Source organism: Streptomyces sp. NPDC054932 (assembly GCF_053610205.1).
Window position 1 is genome coordinate 37,030 of the sequence record NZ_JBSGXU010000037.1, and the last position, 17,574, is coordinate 54,603.

Sequence of the window (17,574 nt, forward strand, 5' to 3'; positions counted from 1 at the left end):
GCCCGTGCAGCCGGACGCCGCCCGCCGCCTGGTTGGAGGCAACAGGATGACCGTCGGAGGCCGCGCGGACCCGGACCGCTCGGAGAGCTTCGGGGAGGAACTGCTCGGGGTGCTCCTGGACGGGGCGCACGAGCTGCCACCCCATCTGGTCGGCCCGCTGGTTGCGGAGACGATGGCCCGCATGGGGGGACGTGACCCGCAGATCCTGCTTCAGGACTACGGACAGCAACAGCTGGTCCCCCTGTCCGCCGACGGCGGGGCCGCCGGTGATCCGCAGCCCATCGACCGGTCCGAAGCCGGCCGGTGCTTCCTGGAGTCGCGCCCCGTCGAAGTCCTGACGTCCGACGGCATACGGGTCCACCTGCCCCTGCTGGACGGCGGCGACCAGGTGGGGGTGCTCGCGGTCACCCTGGACGGGGTCGACGACGACACCCGCCGCCTCCTGCGCAGGATCGCGGGCCTGGCGGCCGACCTGCTGCAGACCAAGAACGGCTACACAGACCTCTTCTTCCGGACCCGCCGCGGTGAACCGATGAGCGTGGCTGCGGAGATCCAGTGGTCCCTGTTGCCACCGCTGTCGATGGTGATGCCGCACGTCGCGGTCGCCGGAGTTCTGGAGCCCGCCTACGCCGTGGCGGGGGACAGCTTCGACTACGCCCTGAACGGCGACGTCCTCCACCTCGCCATGGTCGACGCCATGGGGCACGGCCTGGACGCGGCCACGATGGCCACGGTGGCCATCGGCGCGTACCGCCACGCCCGCCGGATCAGCATCGAGCTGTCCGAGATCTACCTCTTCATGGACCGGGCCGTCGCGGAGCAGTTCGACCCGGACCACTTCGTGACCGCCCAGATGATGCGCCTGGACACGGACACGGGGCGCCTCCAGTGGGTCAACGCGGGGCATCCCGCGCCCATGCTGATCCGCGCGCACCGCGTCGTACACCGCCTGGACAGCCCCACGACCCTCCCCGTCGGCTTCGGAGGGGCCCAGCCGCAGGTCAGCGCGGTGGCGCTGGAGCCTGGCGACCGCGTCCTCTGCTTCACCGACGGCCTGATCGAAGAACACGAAACCGGGCAGGAGCAGTTCGGCGAGAAGCAGCTGATCGACTGGGTGAACCAGCTGGAGCAGGCCGATCACGGGATCCGCGCGGTGGCCCGGGACCTGTCCCACACCCTCAAGAGGGCACGCGGCGAAACCACCTCGGACGACGCGTCGCTCGTCCTGTTCGAGTGGCGCGGATGACGGAAGGCCGTGCCACAACATGCCAGCAGGAGCGGCGAACGGTGGTCAACCTCGATGACCACAGCCGGCACCCAGAGCCCGGCACTTTCACCTACGACCAGGCCCCCCACCCCGGCAGCTTGCGCCTCACCCGCAGAGCCGACACTCTCCTGAGCACCGGCGAATGGGCGCAGGCCAGATCGCGCCAGGGGCAGCACCGGTCTGCTGCCCCGCCCCCTCCGCACGAGGGCACATCCGGGGCACATGAACGCGGGAAGAGGCGCGGAGCAGTGAGAACTGCCGAGGAGCGTTTTCGCTGGTCAGCACACATTTCACCGGGAAACCCCAGGTCAGGGGCACGGGCCCGTCGTTTGCTCCACGAGTGGCAGGATTTCAGTCACCGCCTCCACGAGGCCGGGCATCAGCCTTATTGCCTCGTGTGGCCCTGAACTGGGCTTTCTCCCACCGTGGGCGGCCTTCCGTGAGGGCTGCCCCGCCTCGCTCAGAAGTCCCCCGTCAGGCGGCTCTACCTTCTTGGTCGGGTTGATCGAGCCATTCGTAGGGTTGGGTCGCCCAGGGGTGCTGGGTGTGGCTATCGGGCGGCTGCCGTCTCGTGGTTTCCCTGGCTTCGCCGCTCAGCGCCCCACGACGACTCGGCCGCCGATTAGGAAGTGCGAGCAAGTCGCTGTGCAGAGCAATGCCGGCGAAATCGTCCGTGGCACGAAGAGTCCGAACGAGCGCGTCAGGAGCGCGATGAGCCGGATATGGGCGGGGATCGACAGCGGCAAGGGCCACCATCACGTCCTCGCGCTGGACGCGGAAGGCAAGACGCTCCTGTCGCGGCGGGTGGCCAACGACGAGCCCGAGCTGCTGAAGCTGATCGCCGAGATGGACGAGCTCATCGAGGACTGGTTTCGCGAGCACGAACTCGCCGACATCGTCCTGAGCGTCCCGGGCATCGGCACCGTGCTCGGCGCCGAGTTCCTCGCCGCCGTCGGCGGCAGCCTCGACGAGTTCGACTCCACGAGCGCCCTGGCGGCCTTCGCAGGCGTCGCCCCGCCGCCACGCGACTCGGGCAAGGTCAGCGGAAACCTCCACCGGCCGCTCGTCCATCACCGAAGACTCCAGCGCGTCTTTTACACCTCCGCGCTCGTCAGCGTCCGCTACGACCCGAACTCACGGAAGTTCTACGACCGCAAACGCGCCGAAGGGAAGAAGCACGTCCAGGCCGTGCCCGCCCTCGCCCGCCGACGCGTCAACGTCATCTGGGCCTTGATCCGCGACCGTCGGTTCTACCAGGTCACGCCTCCGGTCACCGCGGCTGCCTGACTGTCGGGGCATGCACATTCACGGCGGCCCGCCTCCCGCGCGGCTACCCTCCACGGGATGCCACTTCACCAGTACGCCTACTTCGCGCTGTTCAGCCGGCACACCTCGGCAGACGACATGACCTCGCAACTACGGATCACTCCCGACGAGGTAACCGTTCGCGGCAGCCGGATCACCGAACCGGCAATGGTCCCGGTCGACCACTCGTGGATGGTCGTATGCCGTGACCCTGGCCTGCGCGTCGACGAGCAGATCACCCGCATTCTCGACAGACTCCAGCCCCACACGGACCGCATCTCCGACCTCACCAGGCATCTGGCCAGCACTGGCGGCGGATCAGTGCTTAACGTCGTGCGCTACTTCAACGACACCGACCAAGCCCAGCCGGGCGCTGCTGACGCCACCAACCTCTTCGGTTGGCACCTGGACCGCAAGGTCCTGAACTTCCTCAGTGCCACTGGCGCGGAGCTCGGCGTCGACGAGTACGACATGACCGAAGACGAGGGCGCCAGGTGAGCACGTGCCCTCGTACTCACCAGGGCCAATGAGTCGTACTCCGCCGGCTTGACAACAGCATTAGGAAGCCAGGGCACATTGAGGGCACGCGGCTGAGGAATGTGCCCCGGTTGCGCCCTGCGCCTCGGTGCCGTCGTCGGTGAATGCCGCGTCGATCGCCTTACGCGTGCGGGTCTCGCACGCCGGCAGCAGGTGCGCGTAGGTACGCAGGGTGAAGCCGGGGTCGGAGTGCCCGAGGTACTCCGAGAGCGCCTTGATGCTCTCCCCCCGCGTCCAGGAGGACGGACGCGTACGCGTGCCGCAGGGCGTGCGCCCCGTCCCCCTGGGCGGACTGGAGGTACTTCGCACGGCGCTCGCGGGGCGGGATGACGCCAGCCACGGTGAGGGCGAGTTTCCAGACCCCCTGGTTGAAGACGCTGCGGTTGTACGCCCGCTCCTTCTCGTCCACGAAGAGGACCGCCTCGTCTGCCCGGCGGCCGCCTGATCCGAAACCACCCACCACCTCGCCCAGTGGGCCAGCGGATCCCACCCTCCGCCCCTTCTCGTGCGCGGCGGACAGCTGCACCGCCTCGGTGCACTCACTCCAGGCCGGTGGCTTCAAGGTGGGCAAGGAAGGCCGCGATGAGCCGGGGCCGCGTCACTTCGGGGACAGCGGCGTCAGGAAGATCCTCTTCCAGCCCCCACGCGGTGTTGAACGTCATCGCCACACCTTCCGGGACGACGTGCTCCCGGAGCCAGCCGACGAAGTTCGCAGCCGCCTGGGCGGTGGAGTCGAGGATCGAGATGCCTTCCGGCTGGACCCGTGCGTACCCTTCGAGCTCTTCGCCGTCGAGGGTGATGCCGTAATGCATGGCCGAGCCTCGGATCTGCCCGCCCTCCTGGATCCGGATGAACTCGTCCGGATCACGCTCCAGGAGCCTGGCCTTCAGGCTCTCGTACGTCAGCCCCCAGGTCTGCCCCTCTGTGGGGGTGAAGACGTACATGGTGCGCAGTTCGGCGAGCTGGGACGCGTCCACGGGTGTACTCCTTGGCGGTGCAGGGTGGGTCAGGGAACGTAGCGGGCATAGCCCTTGACGCCGTATGCCGCCATCATCACGCGCCAGTAGGCGACGGAGTCGGGATTGTTGGTGACCGTTTCCACTCCGCGCATCTCGGTGTTGCGGGGGTCGTTCAGTGCGGCGGCGTACTTCTGCAGCTCGTTCCGGTCGGGGTCGAAGAGGAACTCCTTCCTGCCCGTCTGGTGATTGGCGCGGAGCTCTTCGAGCGACCGGTAGCACTTCCTGCCCGGGTTGTTGACGTACTTGGCCTCAACGGCCATCCCGTCGCTGTCGCGGAAGCCGTCGACCATCAGCGTGGTGCCCTTGCCTGTGCCGGGGGCGATGGGGACTTCGTACTCGGGATAGCCGGCCACGCGCAGTTGATAGGCGACCTCAGCGGGCCTACCGTTCGTCACCGATGGGCGGCCCTCCGCGACGGCTGCCGGGCCTTGCCCGGAAGCCGCCCGTCAGGCGGCCGGGGCACGCCGGAGACGCCCGCTGCGGCCCCGACGAACCTGCGGCGTGACAGGGGATTCGTGGACTTGCTCATTCCCTGTGTTCTCGCCGCTTCTTCTTACGGATGGCCCGGGCCACACCCAGCACCACGGCCATGACCAGGCAGACAACGGACGCCACGGCGAGACCCGCAACAGTCGGGTTGACCCAGGAGGGGACGAGATCGAGCTCGGCGTTGCACCAGTTGTGCAGCGGGAACGGCGGATCGTTCTGATGCAACGCGTCGGTCTTCGAGTCGTATGCGTCTTCGCCGCAGGCTTCGCCCTTGTCCATGCCGCCCCAGCCGGCGAAGGCACCGATCGCGTACATGCAGATCGTGAGAACGCCCGCGGTGAGTGCGAAACCGGCCCACATGGCCGACCCGGTCCACGCCCCGGCCCGGGCTCCACGGGACGCGAGCCGGATCCCCTTCAGGAGCAGAGCCGGCAGGACGAACGGAATCAAGCACAGCAGGACAGCGAACATGCCCTCTCCCCCATCAGCTACGTGCACCAGGGGGCGTTGAGCGCCCTGCGCCAGGTGTTTCCTGCCGCATGATCTTCTCGAACTGGTCAGCGAAGCCGGACCAGGACGGGCTCGGCCTGCCGTCCGGCAGCTGCCACGGAAGGAGGATGTCCCGGCCGAGGTGGTAGTCGGGACCGGGGCTGGCGTACGCCTCCGGCAGGGACGTCGTCATCGGAGCGGGCGGCCTGCGGTCCGTCGTGCCGCTCACGCCGGGCCCGGCGTGAGCGCGAGGGGCCGGAGGGGCCGGAGGGGCTCCGCCCCGCGGTGTTGGGCGGCCCGCCGCGGCCCGGGAGGCCGCTGGTCCGGCCGCACGTCCCCACGCACCGACCGGGCCAAAATATAGAGACCAATTCAAGCCAACTTTGGCGCTTCGTCAACTGGTGCCGTCCGTACCCGGGTTAACCGTTCCAGGCACTGTCGAAACGAAAGCGTGCGGTTGCGAGGGGAACGCCCGATCGATCCTCGGGAGTACCGATTTCCGGACGCCAGGGCAAAGGCCCCCTTTGCCCTGGCGTACAACCTGACCGACTATGTCCGTGCCGCTCGGGTCACCGGAGGTCGCTCAGCACACCGCTCACGTTGAGCACCTCATGACATTCCTGCGCCTGACGGCCGGTGGCCGGGGTGCCTGGCTTGGCACAGGTCACCTGGACGGTCACAGTCTGGCTCTCGGTGATGCTGATGGGGGTGACCCAGTGGTAGTCCTGGTTGCGGAACGTCTCCAGCGCGATCGTCGTGATCTTTCGGTCGCCGAAGTCGATGGTCACCACTCCCTCGTCGCCCTGGAAGTTGGCGACAACGATGTCCGTGATCCCGAACGCCTTGCCGGCGGGCACCGTGTAGGAACCGGTCTTGCTCTGCCCGCCGCCGGTCTGCAGGTCGATGGTGGCCGAGCTCTGCTGCCCTCCGGCCCCGCCGCCGCCACCTCCGGTACCGCCACCGGTACCGCCTCCCGTGCCGGCTCCGCCCGCACCGGGCTGGGTGCCCTTGCCGGCGCCGCCCGGCTGCTTGCCGTCTCCGGTCACCGGGCTCTGCCCGTTCAGGTCCGCGCTGGGCGTCGGCTTCTTCTGCACCGCCTCGTCGGCGGCCTCCTTGGCCGTACTGCGCACGGCCGGACGCACCAGCAGGAACCAGGCGAGCAGCAGCGCGAGCAGCGCGGCCAGTACCGCGAGCAGCCACGTCGGGAAGATCGGGATCTGGACGAACTCCGCGTCCAGCGGGGCCCGGGCGGGTTCCTGCTCCGGCCGCGTCCTGCCGCCCTCACCGGCCCGGTCACCGGCACCATCACCGCCGCCGTCGCCCTCGCCGGCCTCGGCCTCGACTTCGTCCACGGCCACGGTGAACGGCCAGGTCACAGGGGTACCGAACCACACCGGCCGGCCGGTGCGGACGCGCAGTCCCACCTCCGCCGACTCCCCCGGCTCCAGCTTCAGCGCCGTGGGGGTGAAGGCGAACTTCAGCTCCTCCCCCGGCTGGGCGGGCGTGAAGCCCAGCCGTACAGGGCAGTTGCCCTCGTTGCGCACGGCGAGCCGATAACGTCCGCGCAGCCATCCGCGGCGCCTTCTGGGAGCGCTCTCAGCCCGCAGCTCCCGGAACTCCTCCACGTGCACGGTCGTCTCGGGGACCCGCACGGCCTCGGGCTGCTCGGTGGGCAGCACACGGACGGCGAGCGGCACGTCGCCCGCCCGTACCTGCGGTGAGCGGGGCGGTGCCAGACGGATCGTCACCGTTTCCGAGGTGCCGGGGTAGAGCGAGACGCGCTCGGGTTCCACCGTGGTCCAGGCAGCGCAGTCGCCGACGACCTCCAGGCGGTACGCCTCGACGATGTCGCTGTCGTTGCGCACGGTCAGGGTGGTCGATGCGGTGCCGCCCGGTGTCACCGACACCGGCGGGATGTCGAGGCCGGTCGCGCCAGGGCTTGAAGAGGCTGCTGGGGATGTCACACCACGACGCTATGCCGCCGCCCGCACCACCTCCACGGACGCGAGGGCAACGCCCCGGGCAACCCGGATGCCCCCAAGGACGCTCATCAACTACGAGTGCCCGAACACTCGTTGATCATTCCTCTCCATCCGTAACCCCACATACGCACCATGGAACAGGTACGCCACATGACCCAGACTCAGAACAACGGACCCGTCACCTCGTCCGGCGCCGGCGAACGGGTCACCGTGGCCGTCTACGCGCCGGACCCGATCCTGCACGTCGGGGTCGTCCACCAATTGCGCCAGCGCCCCGAGATAGAACTCGTCGACGTCGCCGACGGCGCGCAGGTGTCGCTCGTCGCCGTGGACAGCGTGGACGACGAGACGGCGGCCCTGCTGTACCGGCTGCGGCACGACTCCAGCACGCGCACCGGGCTCGTGGTCGGCACCTTCGAATCCGGGGACGCCCTGCAGCGCGCCATCGAATGCGGGGTCACCGCGGTGCTGCGGCGCAGCGAGGCCGACCAGGACCGGCTCCTGCGTCTGGTCCTGGCGATAGCCAACGGCGAGGGCGTGCTCCCCGGCGACCTGCTCGCGAAGCTCCTCGACCACGTGGGCAGCCTGCAGCGCTCGCCCCTCGACCCGCACGCGGTGTCCCTGTCCACCCTGACCGCGCGCGAGGCCGACATGCTGCGCCTGGTCTCGGAAGGCCTCGACACCGCGGAGATCGCGCGCAAGACCTCGTACTCCGAACGGACCGTCAAGAACGTGCTGAGCGAGATCATCACGCGGCTGCACCTGCGCAATCGCACCCATGCGGTCGGCTACGCCCTGCGCAACGGGCTGATCTGACCGTACGCCGGGAGCCGGCGGCGGGGCCCGGCGGCGGGGCCCGGCGGCGGGAGCCGGGGGCCCGCCGGCCAGACCCGACCGCACTCCCACTGCCCGAAAGCGCACCGGGTGCTTCCCCCGGGTGCGACCCCACGGCCCTGCCGGCCGCACGTGCCGGGCCGCAAGGTGGCGGGGTCATACGTGAATGCTGTACCTGACTGTGAGGTGGACCGTAATGGGCACGGTTGGCTCCGGCAGTCGTCGACGCCGCTGGGGGAGGGCCGGCGCGCCGCTGCTGCTGCTGGTCCCCCTGCTCGCGGTGACGGCGGCCTCCGGCCCGGGCGACGCCGAGGCGCGCCCCCTGGCGGCCGACGCCGGTGACGGCCGGGTCGTGTACGCCGGCACGCGCCACCGCAGCCTGGGCCGGGTGGCGACCGGCACGTCCAGCACCCCGCTGTTCGGCGAGGGTCCGGCCCATCTGGACACGCAGCCCGCCGCACTGGGCGACCAGCTGGTCTTCGCCGGCCGCCGCGACGAGCGGACCGCGCAGGTCTACCTGCGCTCCGCGGACGGCTCGGTGCGCCGCCTGACCAGCGGCCTGGACGCGGCGAACCCCCGGCTGACCCCGGACGGCCGGTCGGTCGTCTTCGACGCCGCCCAGCCCGCGGAGTCCGGCGGCACCCAGCGGGACCTGTGGCTGGTGCGCACCGACGGCACCGGCCTCACCCGGCTGACCGACTCCCCCGCGAACGAGGAGCACCCCACGGTCTCGCCGGAGGGCGGACGTCTGGCGTACTCCTCCGACGACGACCGGGCCGCCGGCCGACAGGTGTACGTACGTCCCCTGCGGGGCGGCGCCGCCACCCGCGTCACCGACCCCGCCAACGGCACGGCCACCGAACCGGTGTGGAACCCGGTCGACGACAAGGCGAACCGGGACGTGATCGCCTACACCGCCACCGCGGCGGCCGGGCCCCGCCTGCGGTGGACCGACGGCCGCGGCGGCGGTCCGCTGCTGGCCGGCGCCCAGGCGAACTGGCGCACCCACGGGGCAGCGTGGCTGCCCGACGGGAACGGTGTGCTCTTCCTCAGCCCGGACCGCACCTGTGACTGCAAGGGCGACTGGGACCACGTCTTCCGGGTGCCCGCGCACTCGGCGGACACGCCCCAGCTGGTGCTCAGCGAGGACCGCGAGGTCGGTTCGGCCACCTGGCTCGGCCCGCTGACCGGCGGCGGCGTCGTGGTCGAGCGGACCTCGGCGGCCGGACCGCACGTGGTGACCCTGCAGGACGTCCGGATGGACGGCTCCGACCCGCGCGACCTCGGCCTGGACATCCTCAAGGAGGACCCGGCGGCCGACACCAACACCGACCCGGCCAAGGACCCGCTGTTCCAGCCGGCCCCCGGCTCCGACCCGTGGACCGAGCGGCAGAACTACACGCCCGACGGGCGCAGGATCGTGCTGACCCGTTTCGAGGGCAAGCCCGAGGCCCGGATCCAGCGGATATGGATGGCGGACGCCGACGGGACCAATCCCACGGCCCTGCCGCTCGCGGGCCGCGGCCCCAAGGACTGGGACACCGACCCGGCGTTCTCCCCCGACGGCCGGTTCCTCGCCTTCACCCGCACCTCGCCCGGTGGCACCGGCGGTGACGCGGGCGTCGCGCGCATCCTGATCGCGGACGCCGCCACCGGCGCGATCCGCGGCGAGATCACCCCGCCCGCCGGACAGGGCCGGCTCGGCGACGCCCAGCCCACGTGGTCCTCCGACGGCACGACCCTGGCCTTCACCCGCAACCTCGTGATCAACGGCAAGGGCGGCAACAAGCACATCTGGACCGTGCCGGTGGACCACCTGGACCGGCAGCGCGACCTGAGCGCCACCCTGTGTCCCGGTGCCTGCGAAGTCATCGACGACAGCCCGGCGTTCTCACCGGACGGCACCACCATCGCCTTCAACCGCAAGAACGGCGGCGGCCGCGTCGACGAACGCAGCGGCATCCTGCTCGCCTCCGCGGCCGGCGGTACCTGCCGGGTGCTGCTGCCCGACGCCGCCCGCGACGTACCGGGGGCCTGCGGCCGGGAACTGCCCGAGCCCACGGCCAAGGGGCCCTTCCAGCCCCGCGACGCCGCATGGACCGCCGACGGCAAGAGCCTGGTGCTCAGCGCCCGCGGCTCACGGGCCCCCAACAGCCCGGAGAAGCTGAAGCTGGTGGACGTGGCCTCCGGCGACCACAACCTGCTCGTCACGGGCCTGCCGGGCCGCCAGAAGGAACCCGGCGTGCAGCAGTCCGTGGACCTCGCGGTGCGGGCACCCGAGAAGGCCCCGCCGCTCACCGTCGGCGGCTCCGCCACCGTCCGGGTGGACGTCGTCAACCAGGGCCCGGCGGCCTCGCCCGGCACCCGGCTGACCGTCGCGCCCCCGCTCGGCGTGAGCGTCACCGCGCTCACCGCACCCGGCGCCACGTGTGACGCGGCGGCGCTGACCTGCACCCTGGGCGTGGTGCCCGCGGGCACCACCGTCCCGGTGACCGTCACCCTCACCGGCCTCGTCCCCGGGGACCAGCCGGTGGACTGGTCGGTCACCGGCACCGTGCTCGACCCCCGCCCCAGCGACAACTCCGGACGGACCGTGGTGCCGGTGCGCGAGGCGCCCGTACCCCCGAAGCCGACCCCCACCCCGCCGACCCCGACCCCGGTCCCGCCGACCCCGGTCCCGCCGACTCCTGTCCCGCCGACGAAGCCGCCCGCGCCGCAGCCGGAACCGCCCGCGCCCCCGGCCGGCCCCGGGCTGAGCATCACCGCGCAGCCGAACCCCGGCTACGTGGGAGGCCGCGTCGTCGTCACGTACACCGTCCGCAACGGCCGCAACGCCCTGGCCACCGGCCTGCGGCTGCGCATGGGCCTTCCGCAGGGCGTGCCGAGCGCCGGGCCGCCGCCGGGCTGTGACCGGAACGGGGAGTGCGCACTGCCGGACCTGGCGCCGGGCGCCCGGACCGTCCTGCGGGTCGTCCTCAACCCGGACAAGGCGCTCACCGCCCAGGTGACCGGCACCCTGACCACCACCGGCACGGACGCCGACCCCGGTGACAACACCGCCCAGCAGCAACTGCGCATCCTCCAGCCCCGCATCGTCGCCGTGCCGCCGATCGGCAAGCCCGGCTTCGTCACCTCGGTGCGCGGCGAGGACTTCCCGCCCGGCGTGCCGGTGCGGTTCACGTGGAAGCCGGGCATCACGGCCGCCGCGGCACCCACCTTCCCGCAGCGCGACGGTACGTTCATCGGCCAGCTGCTGATCCTGGCCAAGGACCAGACCGGCCCCCGTGTCATCACCGCGAGCGGTCCCGGCTTCTCGCCGGTGCAGACCGACTTCCTCGTGGTCAACGGCTCGGTGCAGCCGCCCGACGAGGTGACCCGCCGGTGATCCACGAAGTCGACGAGGGGCTGCGCCGGCTGCTGGCGGAGTCCGGTCTGGATGCCTCGGGCGTCGAGGTGGTCTTCGACGCCCCGACCAGCGACTGGGCGGCCCGCCGCAGCGCGCCCACGGTCTGCGTGTTCCTGTACGACATCCGCGAGGACCACACCCGCCGCGGCAGCGGCGCGGGCGAGGTGTACGACGCGGACGGGTTCGTCGTCGCGCGCCGCACCCCGCCGCGCTGGTTCGAGCTGACGTACCTGGTCACCGCGTGGGCGAGCCGGCCGCAGGACGAGCACAGGCTGCTCTCCCAGGTGCTCTCCTGCCTCGTGAACACCGACACGCTGCCCCCGCACATGCTCACCGGCACGCTCGCCGACCTCGGCCTGCTCGTGGACGTGGACGCGGGCGGCACCGGCATGGACGCACCGGCCGCCTCCGACGTGTGGTCCGCGCTCGGCGGCGAACTGAAGCCGTCCCTCGGGCTGCGCGTCAAGGCACCGCTGGCGGGCATCAGCAGGGCCGCGGCCCCGCCGGTCACCGAGGGGCTCGTCGTGAACTCCGTACCGCGGGCCGCACCGGACGGGGCCGCGGGCGGGCGTCGGCTGCGCTACACCGGGACGGGCGAGCCGGGAGCAGAGGGCTTCGGCGGATCCAGGGAACGGCCGGGCGCCCCCGCGCGCCGCCGGCGGGGGGAACGACAGCCGTGACGCACACCGTCCGGCCGGCGACCGCACCCGCGGTCCCGGCCGACACCGCCCCATACCTGTGGACGCGGCTGCGACTCGTCGAGGAGCGGGTGCGCCTGGCCGTGGAGCTCCGGCGGGCCGCCCATCCCGACCCGGACGACCCCTACCTGGGCCAGTACCTCACGCCAGCGGCGGTCGCCCGCATCCTGGACGCACCGCACGGCCCCGACCTGCCCGCGCTCGCACCGGCCGCGCCACCGCCCGGCTCGCCGCTCGACGTCCTCGCCACGCGCTTCGCGCTGGAGCCGCTCGACGTGGACCTGCTCCTGGTGGCCGTGGCACCGGACCTGGACGCCCGGTTCGAACGGCTCTACGGCTACCTCAACGACGACCTGACCCGCCGCCGGCCCACCGTCGGCCTCGCCCTCGAACTGTGCGGCCGCACCGGGTCGGCCGCCGGGCGGTTCCGGCTCTCCGCCACCGCACCGCTCGTCACCGGCGGTCTGGTGGAGGTCACCGAGCCCGAACGGCCGCCCCTGTCACGGGTGCTGGCCGTCCCGGACCGGGTCACCGCCCATCTGCTCGGCGACCCCTCGCCCGACCCGCGGCTGGCCGATGTGCTCGGCCAGGCCCACCAGGACCCGGCCGTCGACCCGGCCGAGCTGCGCCGGGCCGTCGCCGCGGCCGGCAGCGGCACCCGCCACGTCCACCTGCGGGCCCGCGGCGGCGATCCGCAGGGCCTGGCCGCCGCCGCACTGCACGCGTGCGGGCCGGGCCCCCTGGCCCTGGACGCGGCGGCACTGGCCCAGCACGTCCGCGCACTGCCCGAACTCGCCCGCGCCACCGCCCGCGAGGCCCGCCTGACGGGTGCCGGTGTGCTGCTGGGCCCGCTGGAGGAACTGCCCGACCGGCCCGACGAACGGGCCCGCGTCCTGCGCACGCTGTGCACCGCGCTGCGCGGCATCCCCCTGTTCACCTACGGGACGAGCGGCTGGGAACCCGCCTGGGCGGCCGACACCCCCGTCACCCTGACCGTGGCGGCCCCCACCCCCGACCGGCACGTCACCCGCTGGCGGCACGCGCTGGAGGAGGCCGCCGGAGAACACGGCGCGGGCGCGGACGCCGATGCGCTCGCCCGGTCCGTCGCCGCGCACCGCCTCGACGCCGGGCAGCTGCGGCGCGCCGCCGACACCGCGGTGCGCACCGCGGCGCTCGACGGCCGCCCGCTCTCCCCCGACGGCCTGCGCACCGCCGTACGGGCCCAGAACGGCGCGGGGCTGGCCCGCCTCGCCCGCCGGGTGGAGCCCGCGGTGGGCTGGGACGACCTGGTGCTGCCCGCCCCCACCCACCGCCGGCTGCGTGAACTCGCCGTGCGCGCCCGCCACCGCGACCAGGTGCTCGGGCAGTGGGGCATGCGGCCCGGCGGCGGGCGCGGGCGCGGGGTGATCGCGCTGTTCGCCGGGTCCTCCGGCACCGGCAAGACCATGTCCGCCGAGGTGGTGGCGGCCGACCTGGGCATGGACCTGTACGTGGTGGACCTGTCCACGGTCGTCGACAAGTACGTCGGCGAGACCGAGAAGAACCTGGAGCGGATCTTCACCGAGGCATCGGCCGTCAACGCGGTGCTGCTCTTCGACGAGGCCGACGCGATCTTCGGCAAGCGTTCGGAGGTCAAGGACGCCCACGACAAGCACGCCAACATGGAATCGGCCTACCTGCTCCAGCGCATGGAGTCGTTCGACGGCATCGCCATCCTGACCACCAATCTGCGGGCCAACCTCGACGAGGCGTTCACCCGGCGCCTGGACGTGGTCGCGGACTTCCCCGTGCCCGACGCCACCCAGCGCCTGGCCCTGTGGGAGCGGTGCCTGGGCGATCGGCTGCCCCGGGCCGGCGACCTCGATCTCGGCTTCTGCGCGGACCGGTTCGAACTGGCCGGGGGCTCGATCCGGGCCTGCGCCGTGACGGCCGCCTACTCCGCGGCCGCGTCGGGTGAACCGCTGACCATGGGCCAGGTGGTGACGGCCGTCGCCCAGGAGTACCGCAAGCTCGGCCGCCTGGTCCTGGAGGGCGAGTTCGGGCCGTACCTGGGCCGGGTCACCGACGTGTGAGCCCCGGGCGGGCGGCCGCCGGCGGGCCGGGCGCGGTGCCTGGCCGGTCCGGCGGGGACGACCGGGAGGGCAGCGCACTTGCCCCCGGCCAGGTCCGAACGCCCTTGTCCCGGGCGGCGGCCGCCGGAAAGGCTGTGGTCAGACCTGATTGCGAAGCCGTAACCCGAAGGAGCGAGCATGCCGACGTACCTCACCCCGGGCGTGTACGTGGAGGAGGTGCAGTCCGGTGCTCGCCCGATCGAAGGGGTCGGCACCGCCGTCGCCGCGTTCGTGGGATTCGCCCAGAGCGGCCCGTTCCACGAGCCGACGCTGGTCACCAGCTGGGACCAGTACTCCCAGCGGTTCGGCGGGTTCGCCGAGGGCACCTACCTGCCGCACGCCGTCTACGGGTACTTCGCCAACGGCGGCGGCGCCGCGTACGTCGTCCGCATCGGCGGGCCGGCCCAGGACGCCTCCGCCCCGGCCGCCGCGGGCGCCGTCCCCCAGCCCCGCGCCGCGCAGCCGGTCGAGCTCGGCGGCTTCCTGATCGCGGCCCGGCCGGGCGTCACCGGAGTCTCCGTGGAGATCGCCGACGCGGACGGCGAGAACCCGCCCGAGGACCGCTTCAAGATCCTGGTCCGCCAGGGCGAGCAGGTGGCCGAGACCTACGAGGTGTCCGCCCGCAAGAACGTCAAGGGCTACCTCGTCACCCAGGCCCGCGCCTCGAAGCTGATCGAGGTCACCGAGCAGCGGGGCGCCGCCCAGACCCGGCCCGCCGGGCAGACCGTCGCCGTGCCCGACGCCTTCGCCGCGTCGCCCGCACCGGCCGTCGGAGGCGGCGTGGCCCGGCTCGACCCGGCCGAGTACGTCGGCGACTCCGCCGCCCGCACCGGGTTCGCCGGCCTGGAGACCATCGACGAGATCACCATGGTCGCGGTGCCGGACCTGATGAGCGCCTACCAGCGCGGCGACATCGACTCCGAGGGCGTACGCACCGTGCAGCTCGCGGTGATCTCGCACTGCGAGCAGATGGGCGACCGGGTGGCCGTCCTGGACACCCCGCCCGGACTCTCCGCGCAGCAGGTGCGCACCTGGCGCAACGACGAGGCGGGCTACGACTCCCGCTACGCCACCCTCTACTACCCGTGGGTGCGGGTCTTCGACCCGGCCGCCGGGCGCAACACGACCGTCCCGCCGAGCGGCCACGTCGCCGGCGTGTGGGCGCGCAGCGACGCCGAGCGCGGTGTGCACAAGGCCCCCGCCAACGAGGTGATCCGCGGTGCGGTGGACCTCGAACTGCGCCTGAGCAAGGGCGAGCAGGACCTGCTCAACCCGATCGGTGTGAACTGCGTACGGGCCTTCCCCGGCCGGGGCATCCGGATCTGGGGCGCCCGCACCCTCTCCTCCGACCCGGCCTGGCGCTACCTGAACGTGCGCCGCCTCTTCAACTACCTGGAGGAGTCCATCCTCCTGGGTACCCAGTGGGTGGTCTTCGAGCCCAACGACGACCGGCTCTGGTCGAGCATCCGGCGCAACGTCACCGCGTTCCTCACCGAGGAATGGCGCCGCGGCGCACTGTTCGGCCGCACGGCGGCGGAGGCGTTCTACGTCAAGTGCGACCGGGACAACAACCCGCAGGAGTCGATCGACCAGGGCCGCGTGGTCTGCGAGATCGGTGTGTCGCCCGTCAAGCCGGCCGAGTTCGTGGTGTTCCGGCTGGCCCAGTTCTCCGACAGCACCAGCCTCATCGACGAGTGACCCTCCGGGGCAGCAGCAAGGAAAGGTGAAGGACAGTCATGGCAGAGGGCGATGCTCTTTCCACCCATATCTTCGGCGTCCAGCTCGGCGGCTACCTGGTCGAATCGATCCAGGAGATCAGCGGTCTGACCGTCGAGGAAGAGGTCGTCGAGGTCCGCCAGGTCAGCGCGGAGGGCAAGCAGATCATCCGCAAGCAGCCCGGCGCACGCCAGGCGGGCGAGGTCACGATCACCCGGGGACTCGACAAGAGCAGCGAGTTCACCAAGTGGATCAAGGAGACCCTGAACAACGGGGCCGTCGACACCGCTCGGCAGAACCTCACCATCGAGATCAAGGACTCCACGGGCGCGACCGTCCGCCGCATCCAGCTGATGCAGGGCTGGGCCTCCAAGTGGGAGGGACCCTCCCTGAAGGCCGGCGAGTCCGCTGCGGCCACCGAGTCCGTGACCATCGTGTTCGAGGAGATCATCGTCGAATGAGGCGCCGTACGGTGACGGCGGGCAGCCTGGAGGAGATCCTCCAGGTCACTGCGCCCGCGGCGGCCCCGGAGCAGGCGGCGGCACCCCCGGCCGCCGCCGCTCCGGCGGGTCGCGAGGACCACGGGCTGCGGACGGAATTCGAGTTCGAGCTGCCGCGCGGGTACGTCGACGAAGCGGGCACGGTGCACCGGCACGGCTCGATGCGCCTGGCCACCGCCCGCGACGAACTGCGCCCCCAGATCGACCTGCGGGTCAAGGAGAACCCGGCGTACCTGAGCGTGGTGCTGCTCAGCCAGGTGATCACCCGGCTCGGCACCATCACCGACGTGCACGCCGGGATCGTGGAACGGATGTACGCGACCGACGTCGCGTTCCTCCAGGACTTCTACCGGCGCGTCAACAGCGAGGGGCACACCCGCGCTGCGGTCACCTGCCCGCACTGCGAAGGCGGCTTCGAGGTCGACCTGTCCGGTGGGCGCCTGGGGGAATCGTGACGTACGCCCTCCCCCGGCTCAGGGAGGAGATCGCGTACATCGCCTACCACTTCCACTGGCAACGCGACGAGATCCTCGACCTGACCCACGGCGAGCGCCAGGAGTGGGTCAACGAGATAGCTCGCATCAACACCCGTGTGAACGAAGGCGGTTGAACGCATGGCATGGCGGGACAGGCTGCGTCGGCGCGCCGCCGTGCCGGACGCCGCGACCGCGACCGCGGCACCGGCACCGGCACCGGCACCGGCACCGGCGGCCCTGAGCACGGCTGCCGCGCGGGGCGCGACCGTACCCGGCGACTGGGACGGCGGCTGGCGCATGACGGCCCCGCCCGTACTGACCGTGGCCCGCGCGGCCATCGGCGTCAGCGACGGGCTCGCCTTCCGGTCCGGCCTGGCCGCGTGGCGCGACCCGTCGTTCGACACCGGGCTCGCCCACGCCCTGCTGCCGTCCGCCCCGGCCGGCCTCGTGCGCGGGGTCGCCCGCCCCGCCGGTCCCCGCCCCGCCCCCAGCGGTGGCGGCCCGCTGCTGCTGCGGGCGCTGAGCCGACCGCACGAGGCGGAGCCGCCGGCTGCGGGCGCGGGTGCGGTTGCGTCGCGGACGGCCGATGCCCCGCAGATCTCGCGCCGGGTACGGCCCGGCGCCCCTGCGTCCGGTGCCGCGTCGTCCGGCGCCGCGTCGTCCGGCGCCGTCCCGTCCCGTCCGGGCAACCCCGGCACCCGCGGCCCGGCCGCCGATCCGGTGGGGCCCGGACCGGGCGCGTCCG

General features: G+C 72.3%; 15 protein-coding genes and 2 pseudogenes. 12 read left to right on the forward strand and 5 right to left on the reverse strand.

Annotation, left to right across the window (positions count from 1 at the left end; translation table 11 throughout):
- Positions 1-46 precede the first annotated feature (46 nt).
- The 3 genes from ACWGE1_RS13435 to ACWGE1_RS13445 all read left to right on the forward strand — a co-directional run bounded on the left by ACWGE1_RS13435 (position 47) and on the right by ACWGE1_RS13445 (position 3,070).
- The gene (locus tag ACWGE1_RS13435; RefSeq protein ID WP_453420633.1) at positions 47-1,246 is read left to right on the forward strand and encodes a PP2C family protein-serine/threonine phosphatase; all 1,200 of its coding nucleotides are present in this window, start codon (positions 47-49) and stop codon (positions 1,244-1,246) included.
- Between the two features lie 732 nt (positions 1,247-1,978).
- Positions 1,979-2,554 carry a transposase gene (locus ACWGE1_RS13440; protein ID WP_453420634.1) on the forward strand — a complete coding sequence of 192 codons (576 nt, stop codon included), beginning with the start codon at positions 1,979-1,981 and terminating at the stop codon, positions 2,552-2,554.
- Positions 2,555-2,611: 57 nt separating this feature from the next.
- Positions 2,612-3,070 carry a DUF4279 domain-containing protein gene (locus tag ACWGE1_RS13445; protein WP_453420635.1) on the forward strand — a complete coding sequence of 153 codons (459 nt, stop codon included), beginning with the start codon at positions 2,612-2,614 and terminating at the stop codon, positions 3,068-3,070.
- Between the two features lie 60 nt (positions 3,071-3,130).
- On the opposite strand, the pseudogene ACWGE1_RS13450 reads toward ACWGE1_RS13445, so the two are convergent.
- The 5 genes and pseudogenes from ACWGE1_RS13450 to ACWGE1_RS13470 form a co-directional block, all read right to left on the reverse strand.
- Positions 3,131-3,527, reverse strand: a pseudogene (locus tag ACWGE1_RS13450) (tyrosine-type recombinase/integrase); the annotation flags it as partial.
- Positions 3,528-3,648: 121 nt separating this feature from the next.
- Positions 3,649-4,086: a hypothetical protein gene (locus ACWGE1_RS13455; protein ID WP_453420636.1), complete on the reverse strand. Its 438-nt coding sequence runs from the start codon at positions 4,084-4,086 to the stop codon at positions 3,649-3,651.
- Between the two features lie 29 nt (positions 4,087-4,115).
- Entirely contained in the window at positions 4,116-4,523 is a 408-nt protein-coding gene (locus ACWGE1_RS13460) for a restriction endonuclease fold toxin-2 domain-containing protein (protein WP_453420637.1), read from the reverse strand.
- 130 nt (positions 4,524-4,653) lie between these two features.
- Positions 4,654-5,088, reverse strand: coding sequence for a hypothetical protein (locus tag ACWGE1_RS13465; protein WP_453420638.1), 435 nt, complete (start codon positions 5,086-5,088; stop codon positions 4,654-4,656).
- Between the two features lie 587 nt (positions 5,089-5,675).
- The gene (locus tag ACWGE1_RS13470; RefSeq protein ID WP_453420639.1) at positions 5,676-7,070 is read right to left on the reverse strand and encodes a COG1470 family protein; all 1,395 of its coding nucleotides are present in this window, start codon (positions 7,068-7,070) and stop codon (positions 5,676-5,678) included.
- A gap of 168 nt (positions 7,071-7,238) precedes the next feature.
- Here ACWGE1_RS13470 and ACWGE1_RS13475 point away from each other — a divergent pair, with 168 nt between their 5' ends.
- The 9 genes and pseudogenes from ACWGE1_RS13475 to ACWGE1_RS13515 all read left to right on the forward strand — a co-directional run.
- A complete protein-coding gene (locus tag ACWGE1_RS13475) occupies positions 7,239-7,904 on the forward strand; it encodes a response regulator transcription factor (RefSeq protein ID WP_453420640.1) in 666 nt (221 codons plus the stop codon).
- Positions 7,905-8,118: 214 nt separating this feature from the next.
- Complete coding sequence (locus tag ACWGE1_RS13480) at positions 8,119-11,307, forward strand: hypothetical protein (protein ID WP_453420641.1); 3,189 nt, start codon at positions 8,119-8,121, stop codon at positions 11,305-11,307.
- Positions 11,304-12,008, forward strand: coding sequence for a DUF4255 domain-containing protein (locus ACWGE1_RS13485; protein WP_453420642.1), 705 nt, complete (start codon positions 11,304-11,306; stop codon positions 12,006-12,008). The genes ACWGE1_RS13480 and ACWGE1_RS13485 overlap by 4 nt, the downstream gene beginning before the upstream one ends.
- On the forward strand, positions 12,005-14,098 hold the full coding sequence (locus ACWGE1_RS13490) for an AAA family ATPase (RefSeq protein ID WP_453420643.1): 2,094 nt from the start codon (positions 12,005-12,007) through the stop codon (positions 14,096-14,098). Before ACWGE1_RS13485 ends, ACWGE1_RS13490 begins: the two co-directional genes overlap by 4 nt.
- Positions 14,099-14,275: 177 nt before the next feature.
- On the forward strand, positions 14,276-15,835 hold the full coding sequence (locus ACWGE1_RS13495; protein ID WP_453420644.1) for a phage tail sheath family protein: 1,560 nt from the start codon (positions 14,276-14,278) through the stop codon (positions 15,833-15,835).
- Between the two features lie 38 nt (positions 15,836-15,873).
- Positions 15,874-16,314: a phage tail protein gene (locus ACWGE1_RS13500; protein WP_030388073.1), complete on the forward strand. Its 441-nt coding sequence runs from the start codon at positions 15,874-15,876 to the stop codon at positions 16,312-16,314.
- Entirely contained in the window at positions 16,311-16,808 is a 498-nt protein-coding gene (locus tag ACWGE1_RS13505) for a hypothetical protein (protein ID WP_453420645.1), read from the forward strand. The genes ACWGE1_RS13500 and ACWGE1_RS13505 overlap by 4 nt, the downstream gene beginning before the upstream one ends.
- Positions 16,805-16,963 (forward strand): DUF6760 family protein, encoded by a 159-nt coding sequence (locus ACWGE1_RS13510; protein ID WP_184791610.1) that lies wholly within the window; start codon positions 16,805-16,807, stop codon positions 16,961-16,963. The genes ACWGE1_RS13505 and ACWGE1_RS13510 overlap by 4 nt, the downstream gene beginning before the upstream one ends.
- A gap of 4 nt (positions 16,964-16,967) precedes the next feature.
- A pseudogene (locus ACWGE1_RS13515) lies at positions 16,968-17,574 on the forward strand (hypothetical protein); the annotation flags it as partial.

What these genes read in the sequence shown, in the direction of transcription:
- ACWGE1_RS13465 (WP_453420638.1), bottom strand. Translation starts at nt 5,088, where the DNA reads ATGTTCGCTGTCCTGCTGTGCTTGATTCCGTTCGTCCTGCCGGCTCTG.
- ACWGE1_RS13480 (WP_453420641.1), top strand. Translation starts at nt 8,119, where the DNA reads ATGGGCACGGTTGGCTCCGGCAGTCGTCGACGCCGCTGGGGGAGGGCC.
- ACWGE1_RS13495 (WP_453420644.1), top strand. Translation starts at nt 14,276, where the DNA reads ATGCCGACGTACCTCACCCCGGGCGTGTACGTGGAGGAGGTGCAGTCC.
- ACWGE1_RS13440 (WP_453420634.1), top strand. Translation starts at nt 1,979, where the DNA reads ATGAGCCGGATATGGGCGGGGATCGACAGCGGCAAGGGCCACCATCAC.
- ACWGE1_RS13505 (WP_453420645.1), top strand. Translation starts at nt 16,311, where the DNA reads ATGAGGCGCCGTACGGTGACGGCGGGCAGCCTGGAGGAGATCCTCCAG.
- ACWGE1_RS13435 (WP_453420633.1), top strand. Translation starts at nt 47, where the DNA reads ATGACCGTCGGAGGCCGCGCGGACCCGGACCGCTCGGAGAGCTTCGGG.
- ACWGE1_RS13475 (WP_453420640.1), top strand. Translation starts at nt 7,239, where the DNA reads ATGACCCAGACTCAGAACAACGGACCCGTCACCTCGTCCGGCGCCGGC.
- ACWGE1_RS13445 (WP_453420635.1), top strand. Translation starts at nt 2,612, where the DNA reads ATGCCACTTCACCAGTACGCCTACTTCGCGCTGTTCAGCCGGCACACC.
- ACWGE1_RS13500 (WP_030388073.1), top strand. Translation starts at nt 15,874, where the DNA reads ATGGCAGAGGGCGATGCTCTTTCCACCCATATCTTCGGCGTCCAGCTC.